The organism is Winogradskyella rapida (assembly GCF_042675845.1).
GTDB lineage: Bacteria > Bacteroidota > Bacteroidia > Flavobacteriales > Flavobacteriaceae > Winogradskyella > Winogradskyella rapida.
Genome location: NZ_JBHTKM010000010.1, coordinates 287928 through 308416, shown reverse-complemented (window position 1 = coordinate 308416; position 20489 = coordinate 287928). Strand labels below are relative to the sequence as shown.

Below are 20489 nucleotides of genomic sequence, written 5' to 3'. Positions count from 1 at the left end.
TTAGCATGTATATTTCATAAAAGTTAGGCTAACAAAAATAGAAGAAGCTTTGCAAATCCGTTGTTAATACCTCGTTAAATGTTAGCAAACTCCCACAATATTAGGATAAAAAGAGCGTATCATCGGTATAAAAGTCAGAGAATTTAAAAGAATATTTTCCGGCTTAGGATATTTTCTGAAGGCCATTTTAAGTCCTCATCGGCGTTTTAGTTTTAAGATTAAGCCTTTAATGGATTTTTTCTAATTGAAGAGGGCCTATTATAAGAGTTTCTGCTTTTAATTTTCTACTTTTGCAATCTTAAAAATTCACCTTTACTATATAAGGTTAACAGAATAAAATTTTACAACATGTTATCAGTTTCTAATCTTTCGGTTCAATTTGGAAAACGCGTACTTTTTGATGAAGTAAGCACCACTTTTAATAATGGTAATTGCTACGGAATTATCGGTGCCAATGGGGCCGGGAAATCAACGTTTTTAAAAATTATAGCGGGAAAAATGGACCCTACTTCAGGGAGTGTGCATTTAGAGCCAGGGAAGCGTATGTCTGTTTTGGAGCAAAACCACAACAAGCACGACGATGATACCGTTTTAGAAACCATATTAAAAGGAAATAAACCGTTATACGATCTCAAAACTCAGATCGATGCGCTTTATGCCGACTATACCGATGCTAATGCTGAAAAAATTGGAGAGCTTCAGGTACAGTTTGAAGAAATGAATGGATGGAATGCCGATAGTGATGCTGCGGCCATGTTATCAAATCTAGGAATTAAGGAAGAGTACCATTATACCTTAATGAAAGATTTAGATGGAAAGCAGAAAGTCCGTGTGTTATTAGCGCAGGCTTTATTCGGGAATCCAGATTTACTAATTATGGATGAGCCTACCAATGATTTGGATTACGAAACCATCTCTTGGTTAGAAAATTTCTTAGCAAACTATGAAAACTGTGTTATTGTGGTATCTCACGATAGACACTTTTTAGATTCTGTTTGTACCCATATTTCTGATATTGACTTCGGAAAAATTAATCACTTCTCAGGAAACTATACCTTCTGGTATGAGTCTTCGCAATTAGCGGCCAGACAACATGCACAGCAAAATAAAAAGGCTGAAGAGAAGAAGAAAGAATTAGAAGACTTTATCCGTCGTTTTTCTGCCAACGTTGCAAAATCTAAGCAAGCAACGAGTAGAAAGAAGATGATTGATAAATTAAATATTTCTGAAATAAAACGTTCTAGTCGTCGTTACCCAGCTATTATTTTTGAACGCGACCGTGAAGCTGGAGATCAGATTTTAAATGTTCAAGGTTTAGGAGCTAGTCTTGAAGGCGACGTTTTATTTAAAAACGTAGACATCAATTTAAATAAAGGTGATAAAGTGGTGGTTTACTCTAAAGATTCTAGAGCAACAACCGCATTCTACCAAATACTTAATGGTAAAGAACAAGCCGAAGAAGGAAAATTTGATTGGGGTGTTACCACAACACAATCGTATTTACCTTTAGATAACAGTGAATTCTTTAATAATAAATTGACGTTGGTCGATTGGTTACGTCAATGGGCGCAAACAGAAGAAGAGCGTGAAGAAGTAAACATAAGAGGTTTCCTTGGAAAGATGATTTTTAGTGGTGAAGAAGCCCTTAAAACTTCAGATGTGCTATCAGGAGGAGAAAAAGTACGTTGTATGCTAAGCCGAATGATGATGATGAGAGCTAACGTTTTAATGTTAGATGAGCCTACAAACCACTTAGACTTAGAAAGTATTACGGCGTTTAACAATTCCCTTACTAACTTTAAAGGAACGGTTTTATTAACCACACACGATCATGAGTTTGCACAAACGGTGGGTAATAGAATTATAGAATTAACTCCTAGTGGTGTTATTGATCGTTATATGACTTTTGATGAGTACATGGGAGATAAGAAAATAAAAGAACAACGTGAGAAGATGTATGGTGTAGCTTTATAATAAGCACTCTATAATAAGTCGCTATAGATTTATAGTATAAAAAAAGCTGGTATGAAGATACCAGCTTTTTTTTTGCTTTAAAGTGACGGTATTAAGGCCTAAAAAACATTAGAACCATTTCCTTTATTATAGATACAAGATTAAGAGGCTTCCATTTCAGCCTTCAGCCGATTTATAATGCCCATGGCTTTAGCTAATTCGTCATTATGTACAAAAACTTCTTGGTATCCCTGATTTAAGGAAGCAAAACCTGCCAAACGTTGCGATTCCCCTTCGTCTTTAATAATAGGAACGATGCCAGAGGCTTCTAATTCATTCTTTATTCTCGTAACTAAAATAAAATTTCCGTAATAAACTTTGGTATATTCTGTAGTGCTCATAGCTATAGGTATTGATTCATACTTAAAAGTTACGAAATTTTCTTGAGATTTCAGCCTATAAAATGCTTTACTTATTTGTGTTAACTATTGTTTTTTAATTAACCATAGTTTTTACCTATCAAAAAATAAATTAAAAAAATTACGTATCTTAAGCCTAAGGTGGATAATAGCATAATTTTATCAAAAATTAAATCAAAAAAAAATATATAGGATATGGAAAGTAATTCGCATTCAACCAGTGCTCCCCAAGGTAAAAATTTCGACATTAATGAAAGTGCAGCAAAATGCCCGTACTTAAGTGGTACTGTAAAACAAACCGGTGGTGGTGGTGTAAAAAACCGTGACTGGTGGCCTAATGAATTGAAACTAAATATTTTGCGTCAACACGCTGCAAAATCGAACCCAATGGGTGAAGATTTCGATTATGCTGAGGCGTTTAAAAGTTTAGATTATGACGCTTTAAAAAAAGAGCTTACAGATTTTATGACCGATTCTCAAGATTGGTGGCCAGCAGATTATGGACATTATGGAGGATTAATGATCCGTATGGCGTGGCACAGTGCAGGAACCTACAGAGTAGGAGACGGACGTGGTGGAGCAGGAGCAGGGAATCAGCGTTTTGCACCAATTAACAGTTGGCCAGATAATGGTAACTTAGATAAGGCACGTTTGTTATTATGGCCTATTAAACAGAAATATGGCAATAAGATTTCTTGGGCCGATTTAATGATTTTAGCCGGAAACTGCGCCTTAGAATCTATGGGATTCCCAACAGTTGGGTTTGCCGGAGGACGTGTAGATGTATGGGAACCAGAACAAGATGTGTATTGGGGAAGCGAAACGGAATGGGGTGCGAATGAAGACCGTTATAAGGATGGAGATTTAGAAGATCCATTAGCCGCTGTAATGATGGGGTGGATTTATGTAAATCCTGAAGGACCAAACGGAAATCCTGATCCTATGGGCTCTGCACACGATGTTAGAGAAACCTTTGGAAGAATGGCGATGAATGATGAAGAAACTGTGGCTCTTGTTGCGGGTGGACATACCTTCGGAAAAGCTCATGGTGCTGCAGATCCTAATAAATACGTAGGGAAAGAACCACATGGCGCTTCCATAGAAGAAATGAGTACAGGTTGGAAAAACTCTTATGGTACAGGCGTATTAGATGATACGATTACAAGTGGTATTGAAGGGGCATGGACGCCAAACCCAACACAATGGGATGCTGATTATTTTGATGTCTTATTAAACTACGATTGGGAATTAACACAAAGTCCGGCGGGTGCACACCAATGGAAACCTACAGCTGCTTCTAATGCTAAAATGGCTCCTATGGCTGGTGATGCTACTGCAAGACAAGATCTTATGATGACCACTGCAGATATCGCGCTTAAAGTAGATCCTAAATACTTAGAGATTTCTAAACGTTTTCATGCCGATCATAAAGCCTTTGAAAAAGCCTTTGCAAGCGCTTGGTACAAATTAACGCATCGTGACTTAGGACCAACATCACGTTACTTAGGTCCTGAGGTACCACAAGAAGAATTGTTATGGCAAGATCCAATCCCTACTGTAGATTATACCTTAAGTGATGCGGATATTGAGACTTTAAAAGGGTTGATTTCAGATTCAGGTTTAACAACGTCGCAATTAGTGACTACAGCTTGGGCTTCTGCATCTACATTTAGAGGTTCAGATAATAGAGGTGGTGCTAATGGAGCTCGTATTCGTTTAGAACCACAACGTAGCTGGGAGGTTAATAATCCTGCGGAATTAAATAAGGTATTAACCGTATTAGAGGACATTCAAAATAAATTTGAAGGCGATGTGTCTATGGCCGATTTAATTGTTTTAGCCGGAAATGTTGGTGTAGAGCAAGGACTTAAAAATGCCGGATACGATCAGAAAGTCGAATTTTCTCAAGGTCGTGGTGATGCCACTCAAGAACAAACCGATATTGAACAATTTAGCTATTTAGAGCCTTTGGCTGATGGTTTTAGAAACTATATTAAAAGCGATTTAAAAATTGCTGCTGAAGATTTATTAGTAGATAAAGCTAACTTACTAACGCTTTCTGTACCAGAATTAACTGTTTTAGTAGGAGGATTACGTGTGTTAGGTGCTAATTATGATGGTTCTGATAACGGCGTGTTCACCGATAATGTAGGGCATTTAACTAATGATTTCTTTAGAAATATTTTAGACTTTACCTATACTTGGAAAGCTACTTCAGATGATGATCGTTATTTTGAAGGACGTCACCGTAATACAGGAGATTTAAAATTTAAAGGCACACGTGCTGATTTAATTTTTGGTTCTAATACCGAATTAAGAGCAATTGCTGAAGTGTATGGTGCTAATGACGGACAAGATCGTTTTGTAAAAGATTTTGTAGCTGCTTGGACCAAGGTGATGAACTTAGATCGCTTCGATTTAAAATAAACCGTAGAATAATTAAATATGAAGAAGGAGTGAGTGTAAAATCTCATTCCTTTTTTAATTAACACATACATTATGAAAGATATTGATATTTTTTTCGAAGCCATTAGAGTTGGTGATCAAGACCGCATTGAAGCCTTATTAAATATAAATCCTAAGCTTATTAATGAAAAAGATGCTCGTGGCTTTACGCCTTTAATTTTGGCAACCTATTTCGATAATGAAATAATTACGGATGTCTTGTTAAAGCATCAAGCCGATATAAATGCTAAGGATGGTTCTGGGAATACCGCTTTAATTGGCGTAAGCTTTAAAGGAAATGAGGTTTTAGCGCGAAAATTGATTAACCATGGTGCCGAGGTTAATGCCGTAAATGCAACTGGAGTTTCAGCCCTAATTTTTGCTACCATGTACAATCGTGCGTCTATTGTTAGTCTTTTATTAGAGCATAATGCCGATAAAAGCCTCACTGATGAGCACGGAAAATCAGCTTTAGATTACGCTAAAGAAAAAGAATTTGATGCTCTTGTTGCCTTATTGCAATAATGCATTAATAGCACAATGGTATAAAGTCACTTCGATTGAAGTGGCTTTTTTGTTTGAAGTTTTTTACGCAAGCTTTGGGGCTTAGGTTATGCGTGGTTGTTTATGGTTGGTTATGAGTGTTTTTGTCAGTAGGGAAGAAGCTAGCAATGAATTAAATACGGTGTTGTACGTTCGTGTATTATTCATCACAATATTTTTTAACGTGATTTAGTTGCCAGTTATATAAATATTCGTTCAGAATATTAAGGTCTAATGTGATTTCTGACTTTTCTTTTGGAAGATATGTCAAACTTGCAATTGGTGGATATATTTTTAGATTTTGATAAGCTAGTAATTTATGATGTCCATCTAAAACAAAATAGTCTGAATGTATTGAATAATCTGTTTTTGAATTGTCTTTATTTATTCTAAGGTCTGAAAAAAAGTAATTGTATATTAATATGAAAGGTCTAGAACCATTTCTAATTTCATTTTCGAAATATTCCACTCGTTTCCAATCAATTTCTTCTTTAGGCTGTGTAGCTAAAAAGAAAGTGTCAAATCCAGAATAGAAATTATAAGTAGTATATTCTAAAATGTCCGAGGGATAAAATTCCTTTGTTATCGCATTTTTTATGAGAAATGCTTTATGTTCTATTTGTTTTTTATTTTCTTCTTTTTTAATGGTTAAATTACCAAAATGTAATTCCCAATTACTTAAATGAGTTTCAGTAAAATTATCTCTAGAAGTTTGATATTTAAATAAGTTTTTTTCTTCGGAATTATGAAATTTTAGTGAATATTCACCATTAGGAAATAGTCTAAACAAAGGAAGAAGTATTGCATGCAATTCTTCTATGTTTTTGGAAAAGTCAATATTGAGATTTGAAGTGATGGAGTTATGTATCTCGTTTCTATATTCTTCAGAAAAAGGTAAAGCACAAAGATATTTTCCTACCGAACCACGATTGTCATACCAGCAAAATGTCAATGGACGAATAAATGCAAAACAGTCAACATTTACACCAATTTTTATTTTACCTAAACCATCTTTAATTTCAAAATTCATAAGTTCATTTGTAAATTTAGAGTCTGTTGAAAATGACGCAAGACGGTCTCGGCTATGAGTAGTTGCGCGATTTAGCACTTAATTTTGCAAGTACACACCAAGTTGGAAATTCCGAAGGAATTTCCAAAGTAGGCGAAAACAAGCAATTACTTATAGCCATTGTTGTACGCAGTTTTTTATAATTAAATATTAGTACTCAAACTTCATCAATCGAAATAATTCTGATTCTAAATCCTCCTCTAGAATATATATACCAGTGTCTAGTATAAAACTGTTATAGTTATTTTTTTTAGATTTCACAGATTCAAAGTATTCAGAAACACTAGGAGAAATAAATGATGCAAAAAAAGTATTTACGTTTAAATTGTTTTTTCCATAATCCTTTTTTGAACTATAACCTGTCGGAAACGAACCGCCTCTAATACCTTGCAATTTTATATTACTTACTTTGAATTCAACTTTTTTGTTTTTAGTTACTTTACCATCACTGTTGTTTAATAAAAACATAAAGGAATAATCATGATTTTTATTACTAATTCTAATACCTTTTTGCTCATTTTTTAAATTAAAAAATTCTACACTGGTAAAATATGACACAGAGTTTTTGTTATAATCCTTATCCTTAATGCTATTGAATGAATCCCAAATCAAATTTCCATCGAATGAATATTTTTTTATATAGAATCCATTATTCCTTGCATTATAGAGGTCTAAATCTTTTTTATTTGAATAAAGTCCAAATACATAATATTCTTTGTTATCATTATCTATGTAGATATTTCCTGTAGCATTTTCGCCAAGTTTATGATGGCTAAAGTTTGGACTATAAACTTTTGTAGATGAGCCAAAACCACAGTTTGAAGTTGTAAAAAATTTGTTCCCTAATGTGACTTCAATTGAAATACTGGACAATAACTCTCCTTCATAGCTATATTTAATTAAGTTATATATATCTATGGCTGATTCTTTATCTAGAACCTTATTCAATAAGTAGAATCCATCTTCATCAAAAGAATGTAAACCTAATCCAATTTGTTCTGCATCTGTTTGAATAGGTGGTAATTGTAAAGCGACTTTTTTTGTTGATTGATCCGAAAGACTTCTTTTAAAGAAATAAATATTATCATCTTGTTGTACATTCTTATTTTTACGACTCCTTTTTTTTATTTTACCTAAATAACATGCATAGTTGTCGCTGTAAAAAGAAAAGAATGTTTTTATATCTTCAGTTTCATCATCTTCATCAAAATTAAATTGGCTTTGTTCACCTTCACGATTAATTATAAATCTATCAATGTTGGAAATCAAATATTTACCATTGGTAGTTGCGTACATATCATAGTAACTAGGTAAATCATTCATACCTCTTCCAAAAAATGCAGGTAATGGTTCATATTTAGATTTATTATTTTGCTTCTCATAGATTAAATCAAGGTTTTGATCATAATTTAAAATTTTTATTTGCGCTTTTGGATTTTTTCCCTTTCCAGTTGCAATGTAGAACAAACCATTCTCTGAATACTCGAATCCTAAAAATTCTGTTTTATTGGTTGGTTTAATCTCGACTAATTTGTCCTGCGAAAATGCATAATTGAAAATTACTAATAATGAAAGTGTAAATATAAATCTCATTCTTATTGGGTTTTGATTTTAAGTTTGCTAATATATGTATATAAAAATTTGTTAAATGTAATAAACATTTATATGTTAATAGGTTAGTTGAAATTGCGTACAACATCAGGTGTATAGTTAATTACCTGGTTAAACAACTAATTTAGCAAAAATGGACCGAACGTGAGGGAATTCCGCAGGAATTTTGGCAAGTAGGGAAGAGCAAAGCAATTAATTATACACGGTGTACCCATAGTTATTTTACTAATTTTATTAGTTCTTCAGCTTTTTTTAAAATCGAAGTCAATAATATTAAATTCACTGTCAATTACAATTTTTGTCGGAAATGAATAGACCTTATAAGCAACTTGTATATCTGAGTTTGGTCCAGCGTACAAGTCAGTCCATTTTATTCCATCGTCTTTAGAAACCTTATTCCATATGCTTGGGTCAGTATCGATATTTATTCCGATAATTTCAATATTATTTTCTTTAAGTTTTGAGTAAACAGGCTCACTTTCTTTATTAAATTTTCTACATGGTGCACAATTACTCCACCAAAAATCTAAAACTGTATATTCATTATTCTTTATTATCTCTGATAACGTAGAGTTTCCTCCTCTTATGTTTTTGAGTGTGAAATCTTTAAATGCCATTAGGGCTTTAAAGTCAACCAAGCTATTTATTGTCGATTTAAACTGTTTAAAATCTTTGAGCGCAATTTTATTTGAATCAACTTTATTTGATATTTGTTTCAAATATTTTTTATCACTATCATTTATGTAATCCTTATCAAATTGTGGTTGATTCATAGAGAGTAAATAATTCCAAAAACTTACATAAGCAATACTGTTTTTTTTATCATAAATACTGTCGAACTTTCTAAAGAATTCAATCTTTTCTTTCGAGTATTTATGTTTTTGAATACTATCTCTATTTTCTTGATAATTATCTGAATAACTAAAATGATTTATAAGGTTAGGTGAGTAGAGTTCTTCATAAAATATTTTGTTATTGTTTCCGCTAATTATTTTAAGATCACTGACATCCTTAAAAGCACCGTATTTACTTTCAGATATTCCTAATGAAAGTTTGATTTCATTGGGTTCAATAATGACAGGAATATAAGATTGATTCGAATTGTTGTTTAAAACATCATATTCAAATTGAATTTCAGCAAATTCTGGTTTTTCTATAAAACCATTGAATTCAAATTTTCGTTTAGTATTTTCGTTTTAATTCTTTTATCTATGCCTTGACTTGGAATTACTAAAGAAATTTCAATTCCATTTGCTGTAGAATCTGTTACAATTCCAGAAATATTATAATTAAACCCTGGGTTTTCATTCTTTTGGCAAGAAACCAAAATTAATAGAAGCAAGAACAATATTTTAAGGCACGGATTTTTTTTCATGATTATGGGTAACATCAGGTGTATAGTTAGTTGCCTGATTAAATAACTAATTTAGCAAAAATGGACCGAACGTGATGAAATACCGCAGGAATTTTCACATATAAGCCCATAAAAGTAATTTATAACGCACGGTGTTCGCATATACTATTATTGCGTTTTATTCACCCAATTTAGAAAATCTTGAAAAACATCGTTCCAATGGTCTTCAAATTCGCCGTTTTCTAATTCCATTTCAAATCCGTGGTCAAGATTCGGGTATGCTTTAAAAGTTAAATTGTCTTTTTTATTTCGTATAAATTCAATTGGTATCAAGTAAGCAGATTCAGGTGCTACGGCTTGGTCTTTTGTTCCGATGGCAACAAATAATGGTTTATTAATTTGCAATAGATTCTCAATAGGCGGCTCCGAAAAATGACTCCATCGCTTATAGCTATTATCGTCTCCTTGCCAAAATTTGTCAGTTGCATTGGGATGAGACATAATATCTCTTAAGTCGTTAAATAGCGAATCTATTTTTATTGTTGCTTGTTCTTCCGTTAAAATCCCTTTTTCAACATCTTTTCTTATAAATGTTACAAAATCAATAAATTGGGTATTCCCGCCACCTGACCAGTATCCATAATGTGTTACTTTTTTATTTATAGTTCCAAGTTTTGCAACAACATCACTACCCTCAGAATGTCCAAGTGCTATTATTTTATCTAATTGTTTGTTGTATATTTTATGTAAGTCATTTATGACCAAATTTGCTTGATTGGCTCGATATTCTAGTGTTTGATTCTCAAAAAATGATTCCGGAATGGGAAATGGCTTATCTATTTCAGTAGAAAATGGAAATCCTTTACGTGATATTACAACGAATAAAAAATGATCTGGAATTGTGGCTAAATCAAAAGGTACGGTTGTTGCAATGACTATACTACCTTTTTCTTTTTTGACTTGGTATAAAGATATCGCACTTGAACCTTGAATATATAAGAGAATGGAATTTAGATCATCTGTTTTTACCTTAGCGTAAGTATGATAGTTTATGGTATCATTTTTAGTAATGATGGAGTGATGTTGGTAATTCTGTAATTCACTATATTTCTGTGCAAATACTGTGAAATTACTGGTCAAAAATATAATTGTTATAACTAATAGCTGTTTCATTCTCAAAGGTATGCCAACATAAACACATAAGCAACAAAAAGCACTAAACCTCTGTACACTTAGAAGGAAAACCAATAAGATACCCATTCTAAAAGATCGTTTAGACCTTCAGGTTTGCATTAGAATAGGTTGGAGTAGGGATGGAACCACGATTCAAATGGCATAAGGCACAAAAAAACCCTTCGATGGAAGGGCTCTTATTTAAGCGGAAATTTTTCTTTTTTTATTTATCTATAGAACCAAGAACACGAGACATAAAAGTATTCAGTGCTTCTTTTTTAGGCGTTCCGTCCTTTATCATTTTTTGGACCTCTACAGCGCCATACATATTAGAGATTAATTCTCCAATAACATCAAGTTCTTCATCTTTAAGAGAAGGGACTTCTGTAAGTTGTTCTAGAGTTTCAATAGTTTCTAAAACATAATCTTCATCATTCTCTTCAATGAATTGCGTTAAATGCTTAATTACAGGTAATTTCATAATTAAATAGCTTCTTCAACAAGTTCTTTAAGAACGTCGAACTTATTAGTTTGTACTTGATTTTTAAACGCTCCTTTTTTAAAGGTGGCGAAAGTTGGTAAATTATCAACCGTCGCTAATTTTCTACTTTCAGGAAATTTTTCAGCATCAGCAATCACAAAGGCAGTACCTTCATTTTCTGTTGCTAATTTCTTGAATTTTGGTTTCATAATTCTGCAATTACCGCACCAAGTTGCAGAATACTGTACCACTACAGTATCGTTATTATTAATAATATCTTGTAGGTTGTCTTGTTCTAATTCTTGAATCATAACGTTTTGTATTTTTTTTTAAACCTGAGCTATTCTTACAAATAACCCAGGTTTATATCATTTTGGATTAGTGAGCAGCTAAATAAGCAGCAGTGTCTTTAGCGTTAGCTTGCATTGCTTCTTTTCCTTCTTCCCAGTTTGCAGGACAAACTTCACCTTTTTCTTGTACGTGTGTTAAAGCATCAATGATTCTGATGTATTCATTTACGTTTCTACCTAATGGCATGTTGTTTACACTTTCATGCTGAATAGTTCCTTCTTCATCAATGATGTAAGTGGCTCTAAAAGTAACATTGTCACCTTCTACAGTTACTAATCCTGTTTCTTCATCATATTGCTCATTAAAAATATCTAAAATTCCTAATGCAGAAGCAAGGTTACGATTAGAGTCTGCAAGGATTGGGTAAGTTACACCTTCAATTCCCCCGTTATCTTTAGAGGTGCTTAACCATGCAAAGTGCACTTCAGCAGTATCACAAGAAGCACCAATTACAATGGTATTTCTTTTTTCAAATTCTCCTAATGCGGCTTGGAAAGCGTGTAATTCTGTTGGGCAAACAAAAGTAAAATCTTTTGGGTACCAGAATAATACTACTTTTTTATTATTGTTCTTAGCTTCTTCTAGAACGTTCACTTTAAAAGTGTCACCCAATTCATTCATTGCGTTTACGTCTAAATCTGGAAATTGTTTTCCTACTAATGCCATGTTTTTATAGTTTTAAAATTATTAATTATTTTACACTACAAATATACTTCGCATCAAGGGAAATAAACGTTAATCGAATTTTAATTTTTTATAAGGAAATAGGCATTGGCTATGATAAAGTTTTGGACTCTATACAGGCGTTTTATTGCGCTTTAATCATCTTGATTTTCAACTTTAAAGCCGCAAAAATTAAGGTGGTTACCGGACTTAACCAATTAAATATCGCATAGATAAAAAATTCTCCGACGCCCACACCTAAAACGCCACTATGGTAGGCACCACAAGTGTTCCAAGGAATTAATACTGAAGTTACTGTCCCCGAATCTTCTAAAGTACGACTCAAGTTTTCTGGGGCTAAACCACGATCTTCATAAGCTTGTTTAAACATTTTACCAGGAATAACAATGGCTAAATATTGATCTGAAGCGACAATGTTTAAACCAAGACAGCTCGCTACAGTACTCGCAAATAATCCAAAGACCGAAGTTGCAATAGATAATAAGGCTTTCGTAATTCTAGATAGGGCACCGATACCATCCATAATTCCTCCAAAAATCATGGCACAAAAGATTAAGTAGATGGTCCAAAGCATACCGTTCATTCCTCCAGAACTAAATAGTTTTTTCAGCCTTTTAATGGTGATGAGTTTATCTAAATTTTCAACTTTAGTTTCAATAACCTCGGGATCACTATATGAAGTCGCAAAAAAGCTTTTTAAATTTTCTGTGGTATAGATTCCTTTTAAATCATTATCGCTAAATAAATTGGCTAAACGGCCTTCATCATTATTTATATTTTCAATATCAGCTGCGGTAAAAGTATCCTTATAAACTTCATCTGAAATCGTAACATTAATATCTGTTAAAACCGAAGTGGTAATAGTATCTATTGAAGAGTCTGAAATGCTATTAATAAGTTTCGGTTGAAAAACAAAAGCAAAAACAATGGCTAAGACCACCCCTGAAACCAAGGCTAATAAAGGTTTTGTCTTTAATAAAATAAGGCCTACAACCGCTACAGGCACTAAGAATAACCAAGGCGTAATATTAAAGTAACTACGGATGGTTTCTAAGATAAAACCAGTATCAGAACTTCCTGTGGTATCAATATTAGCACTTATAATCGCAAAGACTATTAAGGTAATGATTACGGTGGGTACCGTAGTAATCCCCATATATTTAATATGTGTAAACAAATCGGTACCGGCCATAGCGGGTGCTAAATTAGTGGTATCACTAAGCGGAGACATTTTATCGCCAAAATAAGCTCCAGAGATCACGGCCCCAGCAATCATTCCAGGATCAATCCCTAAAGCGGTTCCAATACCTACTAAGGCAATACCTACTGTTGCTGATGTGGTCCATGAACTTCCCGTAGCGATAGAAATTATGGCTGCGATAACGACTGAGGCTGGTAAAAATATAGCCGGACTTAACACTTGCAGGCCATAATACACCATAGCGGGGATTACACCACTAACGAGCCAGGTCCCGGCAAGCGCTCCTACTAATAAAAGGATTAACACCGGAACAAAAATGGTTTTAAGATTTTCCCAAACTTCGGTAATCATCGTTTTTAAGCTGGTTTTATTGAAAAAACCAACACCTGCGGCAATAGCACCTCCTATAAGAAGTATAATTTGATTGGTATAGGCCCCGAACCATTCTTGACTTTCAACGAAAAAAATGTTGTACGCTAAGAGCCCCATTAAAATAACAACTGGGATAAGGGCTTCAAGTAGATTTAATTCTTTATTGTCTATGATATTTTGATTGTCAAAATCTAATTGAGAGGGCTTATCTGGCATTTTATCTGAGTTTAGTGTCGTAATGTTACGATTTTGTTAACTCATTTGCAAATGAAGAAGCGTGAGGCAAGGCTTATAACTGAAAAAAAGGTTAGATTTTCATTTCTGAAAATACTAACCTTCAATTATATTACCTGTTTTTATAAATTTTATAAAATATTTAATTGGGTCATACACGCTTTCATTTTTGTGAAGGTCCGTTCAATATCGGCGTCCAATCCAATTGAAAAACGTATTAGACCGTCGCTTAGTCCCATAGATTTCTGTTCTTCTTCAGGAATTTCTGAAGATGTAGAACTCCCCGGAGCGCTAAATAAGGTTTTGTAAAAGCCTAAACTTACGGCGAGATAGCCTAAATTTTCTTTTTGCATCAATTCCATTAAGGCATTGGCTTTTTCTAAAGAGCCTACATCAATGGTGAGCATCCCTCCAAACCCGTATTTTTCATTCATCATAGCTTTAAACAAGCCACAAGAAGGATGAGATGTTAATCCTGGATATACGGTTTTTAAGCCTTCACGTTCAAATTTTTCAGCTAAATAAGCCGCATTAGAACTGTGTTGTTGCATCCTTATATGTAACGTTCTCAGGTTTTTTAATACTGAAGCAGCGCGCAGGCTGTCCATAGTAGCGCCCAAGAGCATGGCTGCACCGTCATTAACATTACGCAGGTCGTTGATTAATTCTGTAGTTCCGCAAACTACGCCACCAACGGTATCTGACGAGCCATTGATAAATTTTGTTAAACTGTGAATGACTACATCGGCACCTAAATGATAAGGCGAAATGGATAAAGGAGAAAACGTATTATCAACCACCAATTTTAACTTGTAGGTCTTGGCTAATTGTGCTAAGCCTTTAATGTCAGCGACTTCGAGTAGTGGATTACTTACCGATTCGCAATACAACACTTTAGTCTTTGGGGTAATGGCCGCTTCCACGCGTTCCAAATTGGTAATATCTACAAAGCTGGTGTTTATGCCCAAACGTGGCGTAAAATTCTTTAAAAAAGCATAGGTTCCACCGTAAATTGTCCTGCTACTGACTACATGGTCTTCAGCGCCACAAAGCTGTAATAATACGGCGGTAATGGCGCCCATGCCCGATGCGGTTACCGTAGCAGTTTCAGTCCCTTCCATAGCGGCTAAAGCTTCAGCTAAATACAAATTAGAGGGCGACGAGTGGCGGGAGTAGAGATAACAGCCATCAGCATTGCCTTCAAAAGTATCAAACATGGTTTTTGCCGAGAGAAAGGTATAGGTAGAGGAATCTGAAATGGAAGGGTTTACGCCTCCAAATTCTCCAAAATACTGTAAATCCTGAATCTGATTTGCGGGTTTAAATGCCATAATTATAAAGTCTTAGTTAGTACATCAAAAGTCTGCTATTTTAGAATATTAGTCAACAGTTGTTGTTTATTTTAGAAAAATTAAAAGTAATTAAGGGTTTTTGTAGATTTTTAATCTTAAATTACTTAACGATAACGCTACGATTAGAAAAAAAGATAAGTATGATTTTTGATGCTACTGACAGAAAATTACTTCACTTACTGCAAAAGGATAGTAAACAAACCACAAAAGCTTTAGCGCTGCAGTTAAATTTATCGGTAACTGCCGTTTATGAGCGTATTAAAAAATTAGAACAAAGCGGAATAATTAAACAATATGTCGCCTTGGTAGATAAGGGCAAGGTGGAGAAAGATTTTGTGGCCTTTTGCCATGTAAAATTGGTACAACATTCTCAAGATTATGTGGTGCGTTTTGAGCGGGAAGTAGCGCAATTAGACGAGGTCTTAGAGTGCTACCATCTCAGTGGAGATTACGATTATTTACTTAAAGTACTTGTAAAAGATATGAAAGCTTTTCGGGTATTTATGGTAGAGAAATTAACTAAAATTAATCACATTGGTAGTACCCACAGTATGTTTATGATTAATGAAGTGAAGTACACAACGGCCATTTCGGTTTAAATAAAAAAGCGTATTTTTATTAGAGTTTTCTTTAATATAATGTTGCTAATTAGATGATTGGGTTAATGTTTTTTTTGAATAGATACCCCTAGTGAAATGATAATTTTTTAAGTTTCTCTTATGAAATACGATGAAATTAAAGATGTATACGAGTTTATTTTTAAGTCCTATGATAAACCGTTTTTAGAAAAGCATATCAAGAAATTTATTGAGCTTGACGAATATCTACCTTATAGTTCAACGTTTTTTTGTGTTACGAATACACAGTCTCTTACCTTTGAATATGTCAGTAAAAATTACAAGAGTTGTTTAGGTCTTGATCCAGAGGAATTAAAACGACGTGGCATGCGCTATTTTTGGAGTAGAATTCATCCAGACGATGTTGAGCCATGGATTCAAAGCCTCAATGGTTTGATGGAATTTACGCTTGAAAAAATTCCTGTAGACAAAAGAGGAGATACCAATTACACTTGGAATTTCAGACTTAAAAATAGTGAAGGGAATTATGTAAATGTGGTTCAAAATACTACGCCTTTAATTTTTGGTAGCGAAGGCAAACCTATTATTGGCTTAGCCCATTACACCGTTTTAGATGCAGGACTTAAAATGGACATCTCTGCTTCGGCTAAAATCTTAAATGCTAATAATGAATACGAAACCCAATATTTTAATAATTTTTCTCAAAAATTACTTCAGGGACGCATCAGTAATCGCGAGCGCGATGTTATTAGGTTGTTAGTCCTTAATCAATCGAGTAAAGCCATTTCAGAAAAACTTAATATTAGTTCGCATACCGTAGATACACATCGTAGAAATATTTTAAAAAAGCTAAACATTTCATCAACAGGAGAATTAGTAGGGCTATTAAAAAGCAATAAACATTGGTTGTAAGCATAAATACTCAAATTGAGTATTGTGGGTATCATTAATATGTCGCAACTTTGAGAAGCTATTAAACCTAGGGTAAAATAGGTCCATTCTAAGAGTTATTTAGGGGTAACTCAAAGTTTGGGCCATTTTTTTTAGGCCAAATTAAAAGGGAGTCTGTTTCAGAACTTCTAATGTAAACACTTCACTTAATAGTTCTCACTTCAAAGTATTTTATTTTAAAAAAAACGACCTATACTATAGGTTCTACGACAATAGTTTTTGGCTTAAGATTGCTAGGATCAATTGAGGTTGTATGGCTTTAAGTAATTTCTAAACCGAGTTGTTTTAAAAATCCAAAAGAATTTTTTGACCCATAATTAGGTTTAAAAATGGGGTAGAGGCAATGGAAATTAAAAAAGTAAGCTAAGGGGCATTTAATATTGTTTTAAAATTCGTAATATATTAATCTAAATTGTACATTTGTTATCGTTTTTTAATCAACGAAAAAAAAATCATATGAAATCGTACGATGTAGCAATAATAGGTTCAGGACCTGGTGGATATGTAGCAGCAATCCGTTGCGCACAATTAGGCATGAAAACTGCAATTATTGAAAAATATTCTACTCTCGGTGGAACTTGCTTAAACGTAGGTTGTATTCCAAGTAAAGCTTTATTAAGTTCTTCTCATCATTATGAAGAAGCAACAAAACACTTTGAAGATCATGGTATTGAGATTCCAGGAGATATTAAAGTGAATTTAGAAAAAATGATTGGTCGCAAGCAAGCTGTAGTAGACCAAACAACGGGAGGTATTGATTTCTTAATGAAGAAAAACAATATCGATGTTTTTGAAGGGTTAGGATCTTTTATAGATGCGACTCATATTAAGATTGAAGGAAAAGATGCTCAAGAGATTGAAGCTAAAAAAGTAATTATAGCAACAGGGTCTAAGCCTTCTAACTTGCCATTTATCTCTTTAGATAAAGAACGTATTATTACGTCTACAGAAGCCTTAAAATTAAAAGAAGTGCCTAAGCACCTAATCATTATTGGTGGTGGGGTTATTGGTTTAGAGCTTGGACAGGTTTACCGTCGTTTAGGAGCAGAAGTGACTGTTATAGAATATATGGACAGAATTATCCCTACAATGGATGCTGGTTTGTCTAAAGAATTAAATAAGGTCTTTAAGAAAGCAAAATGTAAAATGATGCTTTCTCATAAAGTACAGTCTGTAGAACGTAACGGAGACGAGGTTGTAGTAAAAGCAGAGAATAAAAAAGGTGAAGTGGTTGAGTTTAAAGGAGACTATTGTTTAGTGTCTGTAGGACGTAAGCCTTACACGGAAGGATTAAATTTAGAGGCTGCTGGTGTTAAGATGAATGACAGAGGGCAAGTAGAAGTTAACGAACATTTACAGACGTCTACCTCTAATATCTATGCCATTGGTGATGTTATTAAAGGGGCTATGTTAGCACATAAAGCTGAAGAAGAAGGGACGTTCGTTGCAGAAACTATTGCCGGACAAAAACCTCATATTGATTATAATTTAATTCCAGGTGTAGTTTACACATGGCCAGAAGTTGCAGCTGTGGGTAAAACGGAAGAAGAATTAAAAGCTGATAACGTAGCTTATAAAGTAGGACAATTTCCTTTTAGAGCCCTTGGTCGTGCTAGAGCAAGTGGAGATATAGAAGGATTTGTAAAGATTTTAGCAGATAAAACTACAGATGAAGTATTAGGTGTACATATGATTGGTGCACGTTGTGCCGATTTAATTGCTGAAGCGGTTGTGTCTATGGAATATAGAGCGTCTGCGGAAGATATTTCACGTATGTCTCATGCGCATCCAACTTTTGCTGAAGCGGTAAAAGAAGCAGCATTAGCAGCGACAGATAACCGTGCGTTACACGTATAATCAGATATTGAAACTTAAGGTTTCAATTATAATAATAGAAAAGCGAACTTTAGGGTTCGCTTTTTTTTGTGCCTTTGTTTATGATACTGAGATGGTTAGTCGAGTTCGTTGATTAAATCAAAAATACGTAAGCGCTCACTATAATCGTAAGCATTAATATCTCGGACAAAACAATAGCCACTTATTTCTCCATCACGGACTTTTTGGGCTAATTCTTCAACTTTACAGGGACCAAATTCTTCAGATTTTTCGATATAATAAAATTCATGATCGTAGATAGTGGTACTGACCTTCTTCCGATATTTATACTTTAAAAAAGCTTGAATGTCTTCTATGGAATTTAATTCGTCTTTATATTTTGTGGTATTTATATAAAGCGCAAATTCATCATTATCCTGGTTGTTAAGCACAAGGATATCATCATCTTTAAAAAACGCACTCACCGTAATTTGGCCGTCTTCGGTTTCTATAGTGAGTATATTCTGAAGCGAAATGGTCCACGATGTTTTAATAACATTGTCTTTACGTGAGATTTCAAGAATATTATTGGCTCTAAAAGTGTAAACTGATTTTTTATTAGAAATCCCATTAACCAAAACCCATTGTTGATTTATAAAATGCGCATCATGATGACGTTCATAATTAAATGGTTTTAAATTCGGAATGGTTTTATGCAAAAAATCGTTCATTCAATAGATTTGTGGTACCGTGCTGCGATGATAAAACGTTTGTTTGATGTGGTTTATTTCTTAAAGTTAAGGATTTTCTAAACTTTTCAAAATTTCTGGTTGAGAACTTTTAGGGGCATTGGCTATTCTTTAGGGCTAGAGAAAGCCTTTTTTGACGCCTACAACGTATTATTAGTAAGAAAAGTAATAATGAAGCCATATAAATTATGTAATTTTGCCAAAGCGCTTTACAGTCTCTGTTTTTAGAACCTAAACTGAAGCGCTAAACTTTTAAATTGATCTTTTTAATACTCCAGTATCAGAATATTTATAGTGTCTTCAAAAATAACAAAACGTATAAGTGACTTTATCTTAAAAGAAGTGTCTTATAACTAACAACCAAATAATTACAGAGTAAAATTTCCCTTGACAGTAGACGCTATTCATACCCTAAACGATGAAGCGCTCGTAGAAGCTATCGTAAAAACAAACGACACTATGTTGTTTGAGGTGCTCTATGACAGGCATGCCGCTATGGTGTATAATAAGTGCTATGGATTTGCCAATAGTGTTGATGAAGCCAAGGATTTAACTCAAGATGTTTTCTTAAAGGTTTTTATTAAATTAAAAAGTTTTAAGGGGAAATCTAAATTTTCAACCTGGTTGTATGCGTTTACCTATAACCATTGTGTTAATTATGTGACTCGTAATACCGCTAAGAAAATTGAAAAGCAATCGATTAGCAGCGACTCTATAGATATTGAAAATATAGGCGAGGATATAGATTCTACTCATGAGTTTGAAAACATGAGAGTTGAGCAATTAAAATTAGTCATGGAGCTTATATCGCCAGATGAAAAAATGATTTTATTACTAAAGTATCAGGATAATTTATCGATTAGAGAATTAGCAGATGCTTTAGATATTGGAGAAAGCGCCGTTAAGATGCGTTTAAAAAGAGCAAAAGAAAAATTAGTACAGAAGTACTCAAATTACACGAAAGATGGAGAATCCATTTAAGCAATTAGATCAGCCTCTTAAGGAAGTTCCTTCTGAGCTTAAAGCAAAAGTGATGCACGATGTGGCTATGGCTAAGCTTTTTATGGAATTAGCTGAGCTATTTTCTTATAATATAGGTCATATAATAGAAAGTGTACAGAGTAAAAGACAAAAACATAATTAATTAAAATAAT

At 33.8% G+C, this 20489-nt stretch carries 20 protein-coding genes; 8 read left to right on the top strand and 12 right to left on the bottom strand.

Translation table 11 applies throughout. The features are described 5' to 3' along the window. Positions 1 to 348: 348 nt before the first annotated feature. Positions 349 to 1974, top strand: coding sequence for an ABC-F family ATP-binding cassette domain-containing protein (locus ACFQ13_RS03240; protein WP_386113957.1), 1626 nt, complete (start codon positions 349 to 351; stop codon positions 1972 to 1974). A gap of 140 nt (positions 1975 to 2114) precedes the next feature. On the opposite strand, the gene ACFQ13_RS03235 is transcribed toward ACFQ13_RS03240, so the two are convergent. Next, positions 2115 to 2354 carry a putative signal transducing protein gene (locus tag ACFQ13_RS03235; RefSeq protein WP_386113954.1) on the bottom strand — a complete coding sequence of 80 codons (240 nt, stop codon included), beginning with the start codon at positions 2352 to 2354 and terminating at the stop codon, positions 2115 to 2117. 213 nt (positions 2355 to 2567) lie between these two features. Between ACFQ13_RS03235 and katG the strand changes: the two genes are divergently transcribed. Both katG and ACFQ13_RS03225 read left to right on the top strand, forming a co-directional pair. After that, positions 2568 to 4799 (top strand): catalase/peroxidase HPI, encoded by a 2232-nt coding sequence (katG, locus tag ACFQ13_RS03230; RefSeq protein ID WP_386113951.1) that lies wholly within the window; start codon positions 2568 to 2570, stop codon positions 4797 to 4799. 72 nt (positions 4800 to 4871) lie between these two features. Then, on the top strand, positions 4872 to 5342 hold the full coding sequence (locus tag ACFQ13_RS03225) for an ankyrin repeat domain-containing protein (protein WP_386113948.1): 471 nt from the start codon (positions 4872 to 4874) through the stop codon (positions 5340 to 5342). A gap of 178 nt (positions 5343 to 5520) precedes the next feature. Here the strand turns inward: ACFQ13_RS03225 and ACFQ13_RS03220 are convergent, their stop codons facing one another. The 10 genes from ACFQ13_RS03220 to ACFQ13_RS03175 all read right to left on the bottom strand — a co-directional run bounded on the left by ACFQ13_RS03220 (position 5521) and on the right by ACFQ13_RS03175 (position 15221). Beyond that, entirely contained in the window at positions 5521 to 6390 is an 870-nt protein-coding gene (locus ACFQ13_RS03220) for a hypothetical protein (protein ID WP_386113946.1), read from the bottom strand. Between the two features lie 189 nt (positions 6391 to 6579). Next, complete coding sequence (locus ACFQ13_RS03215) at positions 6580 to 8022, bottom strand: hypothetical protein (RefSeq protein ID WP_386113943.1); 1443 nt, start codon at positions 8020 to 8022, stop codon at positions 6580 to 6582. Between the two features lie 260 nt (positions 8023 to 8282). Next, a complete protein-coding gene (locus tag ACFQ13_RS03210; protein WP_386113940.1) occupies positions 8283 to 8813 on the bottom strand; it encodes a TlpA family protein disulfide reductase in 531 nt (176 codons plus the stop codon). A gap of 380 nt (positions 8814 to 9193) precedes the next feature. Continuing rightward, the gene (locus ACFQ13_RS03205) at positions 9194 to 9415 is read right to left on the bottom strand and encodes a hypothetical protein (protein ID WP_386113937.1); all 222 of its coding nucleotides are present in this window, start codon (positions 9413 to 9415) and stop codon (positions 9194 to 9196) included. A gap of 147 nt (positions 9416 to 9562) precedes the next feature. After that, positions 9563 to 10567 (bottom strand): dienelactone hydrolase family protein, encoded by a 1005-nt coding sequence (locus ACFQ13_RS03200; protein WP_386113935.1) that lies wholly within the window; start codon positions 10565 to 10567, stop codon positions 9563 to 9565. Between the two features lie 223 nt (positions 10568 to 10790). Next, positions 10791 to 11048 carry a DUF6952 family protein gene (locus ACFQ13_RS03195; RefSeq protein WP_386113933.1) on the bottom strand — a complete coding sequence of 86 codons (258 nt, stop codon included), beginning with the start codon at positions 11046 to 11048 and terminating at the stop codon, positions 10791 to 10793. A gap of 2 nt (positions 11049 to 11050) precedes the next feature. Further along, positions 11051 to 11359: a thioredoxin family protein gene (locus ACFQ13_RS03190; protein WP_114310517.1), complete on the bottom strand. Its 309-nt coding sequence runs from the start codon at positions 11357 to 11359 to the stop codon at positions 11051 to 11053. 67 nt (positions 11360 to 11426) lie between these two features. Beyond that, entirely contained in the window at positions 11427 to 12065 is a 639-nt protein-coding gene (locus ACFQ13_RS03185; protein ID WP_114310403.1) for a peroxiredoxin, read from the bottom strand. A 142-nt stretch (positions 12066 to 12207) separates the two neighbouring features. Then, the gene (locus ACFQ13_RS03180) at positions 12208 to 13872 is read right to left on the bottom strand and encodes a Na+/H+ antiporter NhaC family protein (RefSeq protein WP_386113931.1); all 1665 of its coding nucleotides are present in this window, start codon (positions 13870 to 13872) and stop codon (positions 12208 to 12210) included. Between the two features lie 149 nt (positions 13873 to 14021). Continuing rightward, the gene (locus ACFQ13_RS03175) at positions 14022 to 15221 is read right to left on the bottom strand and encodes an aminotransferase class I/II-fold pyridoxal phosphate-dependent enzyme (protein ID WP_386113929.1); all 1200 of its coding nucleotides are present in this window, start codon (positions 15219 to 15221) and stop codon (positions 14022 to 14024) included. 161 nt (positions 15222 to 15382) lie between these two features. Here ACFQ13_RS03175 and ACFQ13_RS03170 point away from each other — a divergent pair, with 161 nt between their 5' ends. The 3 genes from ACFQ13_RS03170 to lpdA all read left to right on the top strand — a co-directional run bounded on the left by ACFQ13_RS03170 (position 15383) and on the right by lpdA (position 18628). Then, the gene (locus tag ACFQ13_RS03170; RefSeq protein WP_386113926.1) at positions 15383 to 15841 is read left to right on the top strand and encodes an Lrp/AsnC family transcriptional regulator; all 459 of its coding nucleotides are present in this window, start codon (positions 15383 to 15385) and stop codon (positions 15839 to 15841) included. A 120-nt stretch (positions 15842 to 15961) separates the two neighbouring features. Then, positions 15962 to 16732 (top strand): LuxR C-terminal-related transcriptional regulator, encoded by a 771-nt coding sequence (locus ACFQ13_RS03165; protein WP_386113924.1) that lies wholly within the window; start codon positions 15962 to 15964, stop codon positions 16730 to 16732. Between the two features lie 495 nt (positions 16733 to 17227). After that, positions 17228 to 18628: a dihydrolipoyl dehydrogenase gene (gene lpdA, locus ACFQ13_RS03160; RefSeq protein ID WP_386113921.1), complete on the top strand. Its 1401-nt coding sequence runs from the start codon at positions 17228 to 17230 to the stop codon at positions 18626 to 18628. A 95-nt stretch (positions 18629 to 18723) separates the two neighbouring features. On the opposite strand, the gene ACFQ13_RS03155 is transcribed toward lpdA, so the two are convergent. Then, positions 18724 to 19317, bottom strand: a complete 594-nt coding sequence (locus ACFQ13_RS03155) for a hypothetical protein (RefSeq protein ID WP_386113919.1) — start codon at positions 19315 to 19317, stop codon at positions 18724 to 18726. A gap of 405 nt (positions 19318 to 19722) precedes the next feature. On the opposite strand from ACFQ13_RS03155, the gene ACFQ13_RS03150 reads away from it, so the two are divergent. Both ACFQ13_RS03150 and ACFQ13_RS03145 read left to right on the top strand, forming a co-directional pair. Beyond that, on the top strand, positions 19723 to 20316 hold the full coding sequence (locus ACFQ13_RS03150) for an RNA polymerase sigma factor (protein WP_386113916.1): 594 nt from the start codon (positions 19723 to 19725) through the stop codon (positions 20314 to 20316). Beyond that, entirely contained in the window at positions 20300 to 20479 is a 180-nt protein-coding gene (locus tag ACFQ13_RS03145) for a hypothetical protein (protein ID WP_114310395.1), read from the top strand. The genes ACFQ13_RS03150 and ACFQ13_RS03145 overlap by 17 nt, the downstream gene beginning before the upstream one ends. The last annotated feature ends 10 nt before the right edge of the window (positions 20480 to 20489 follow it).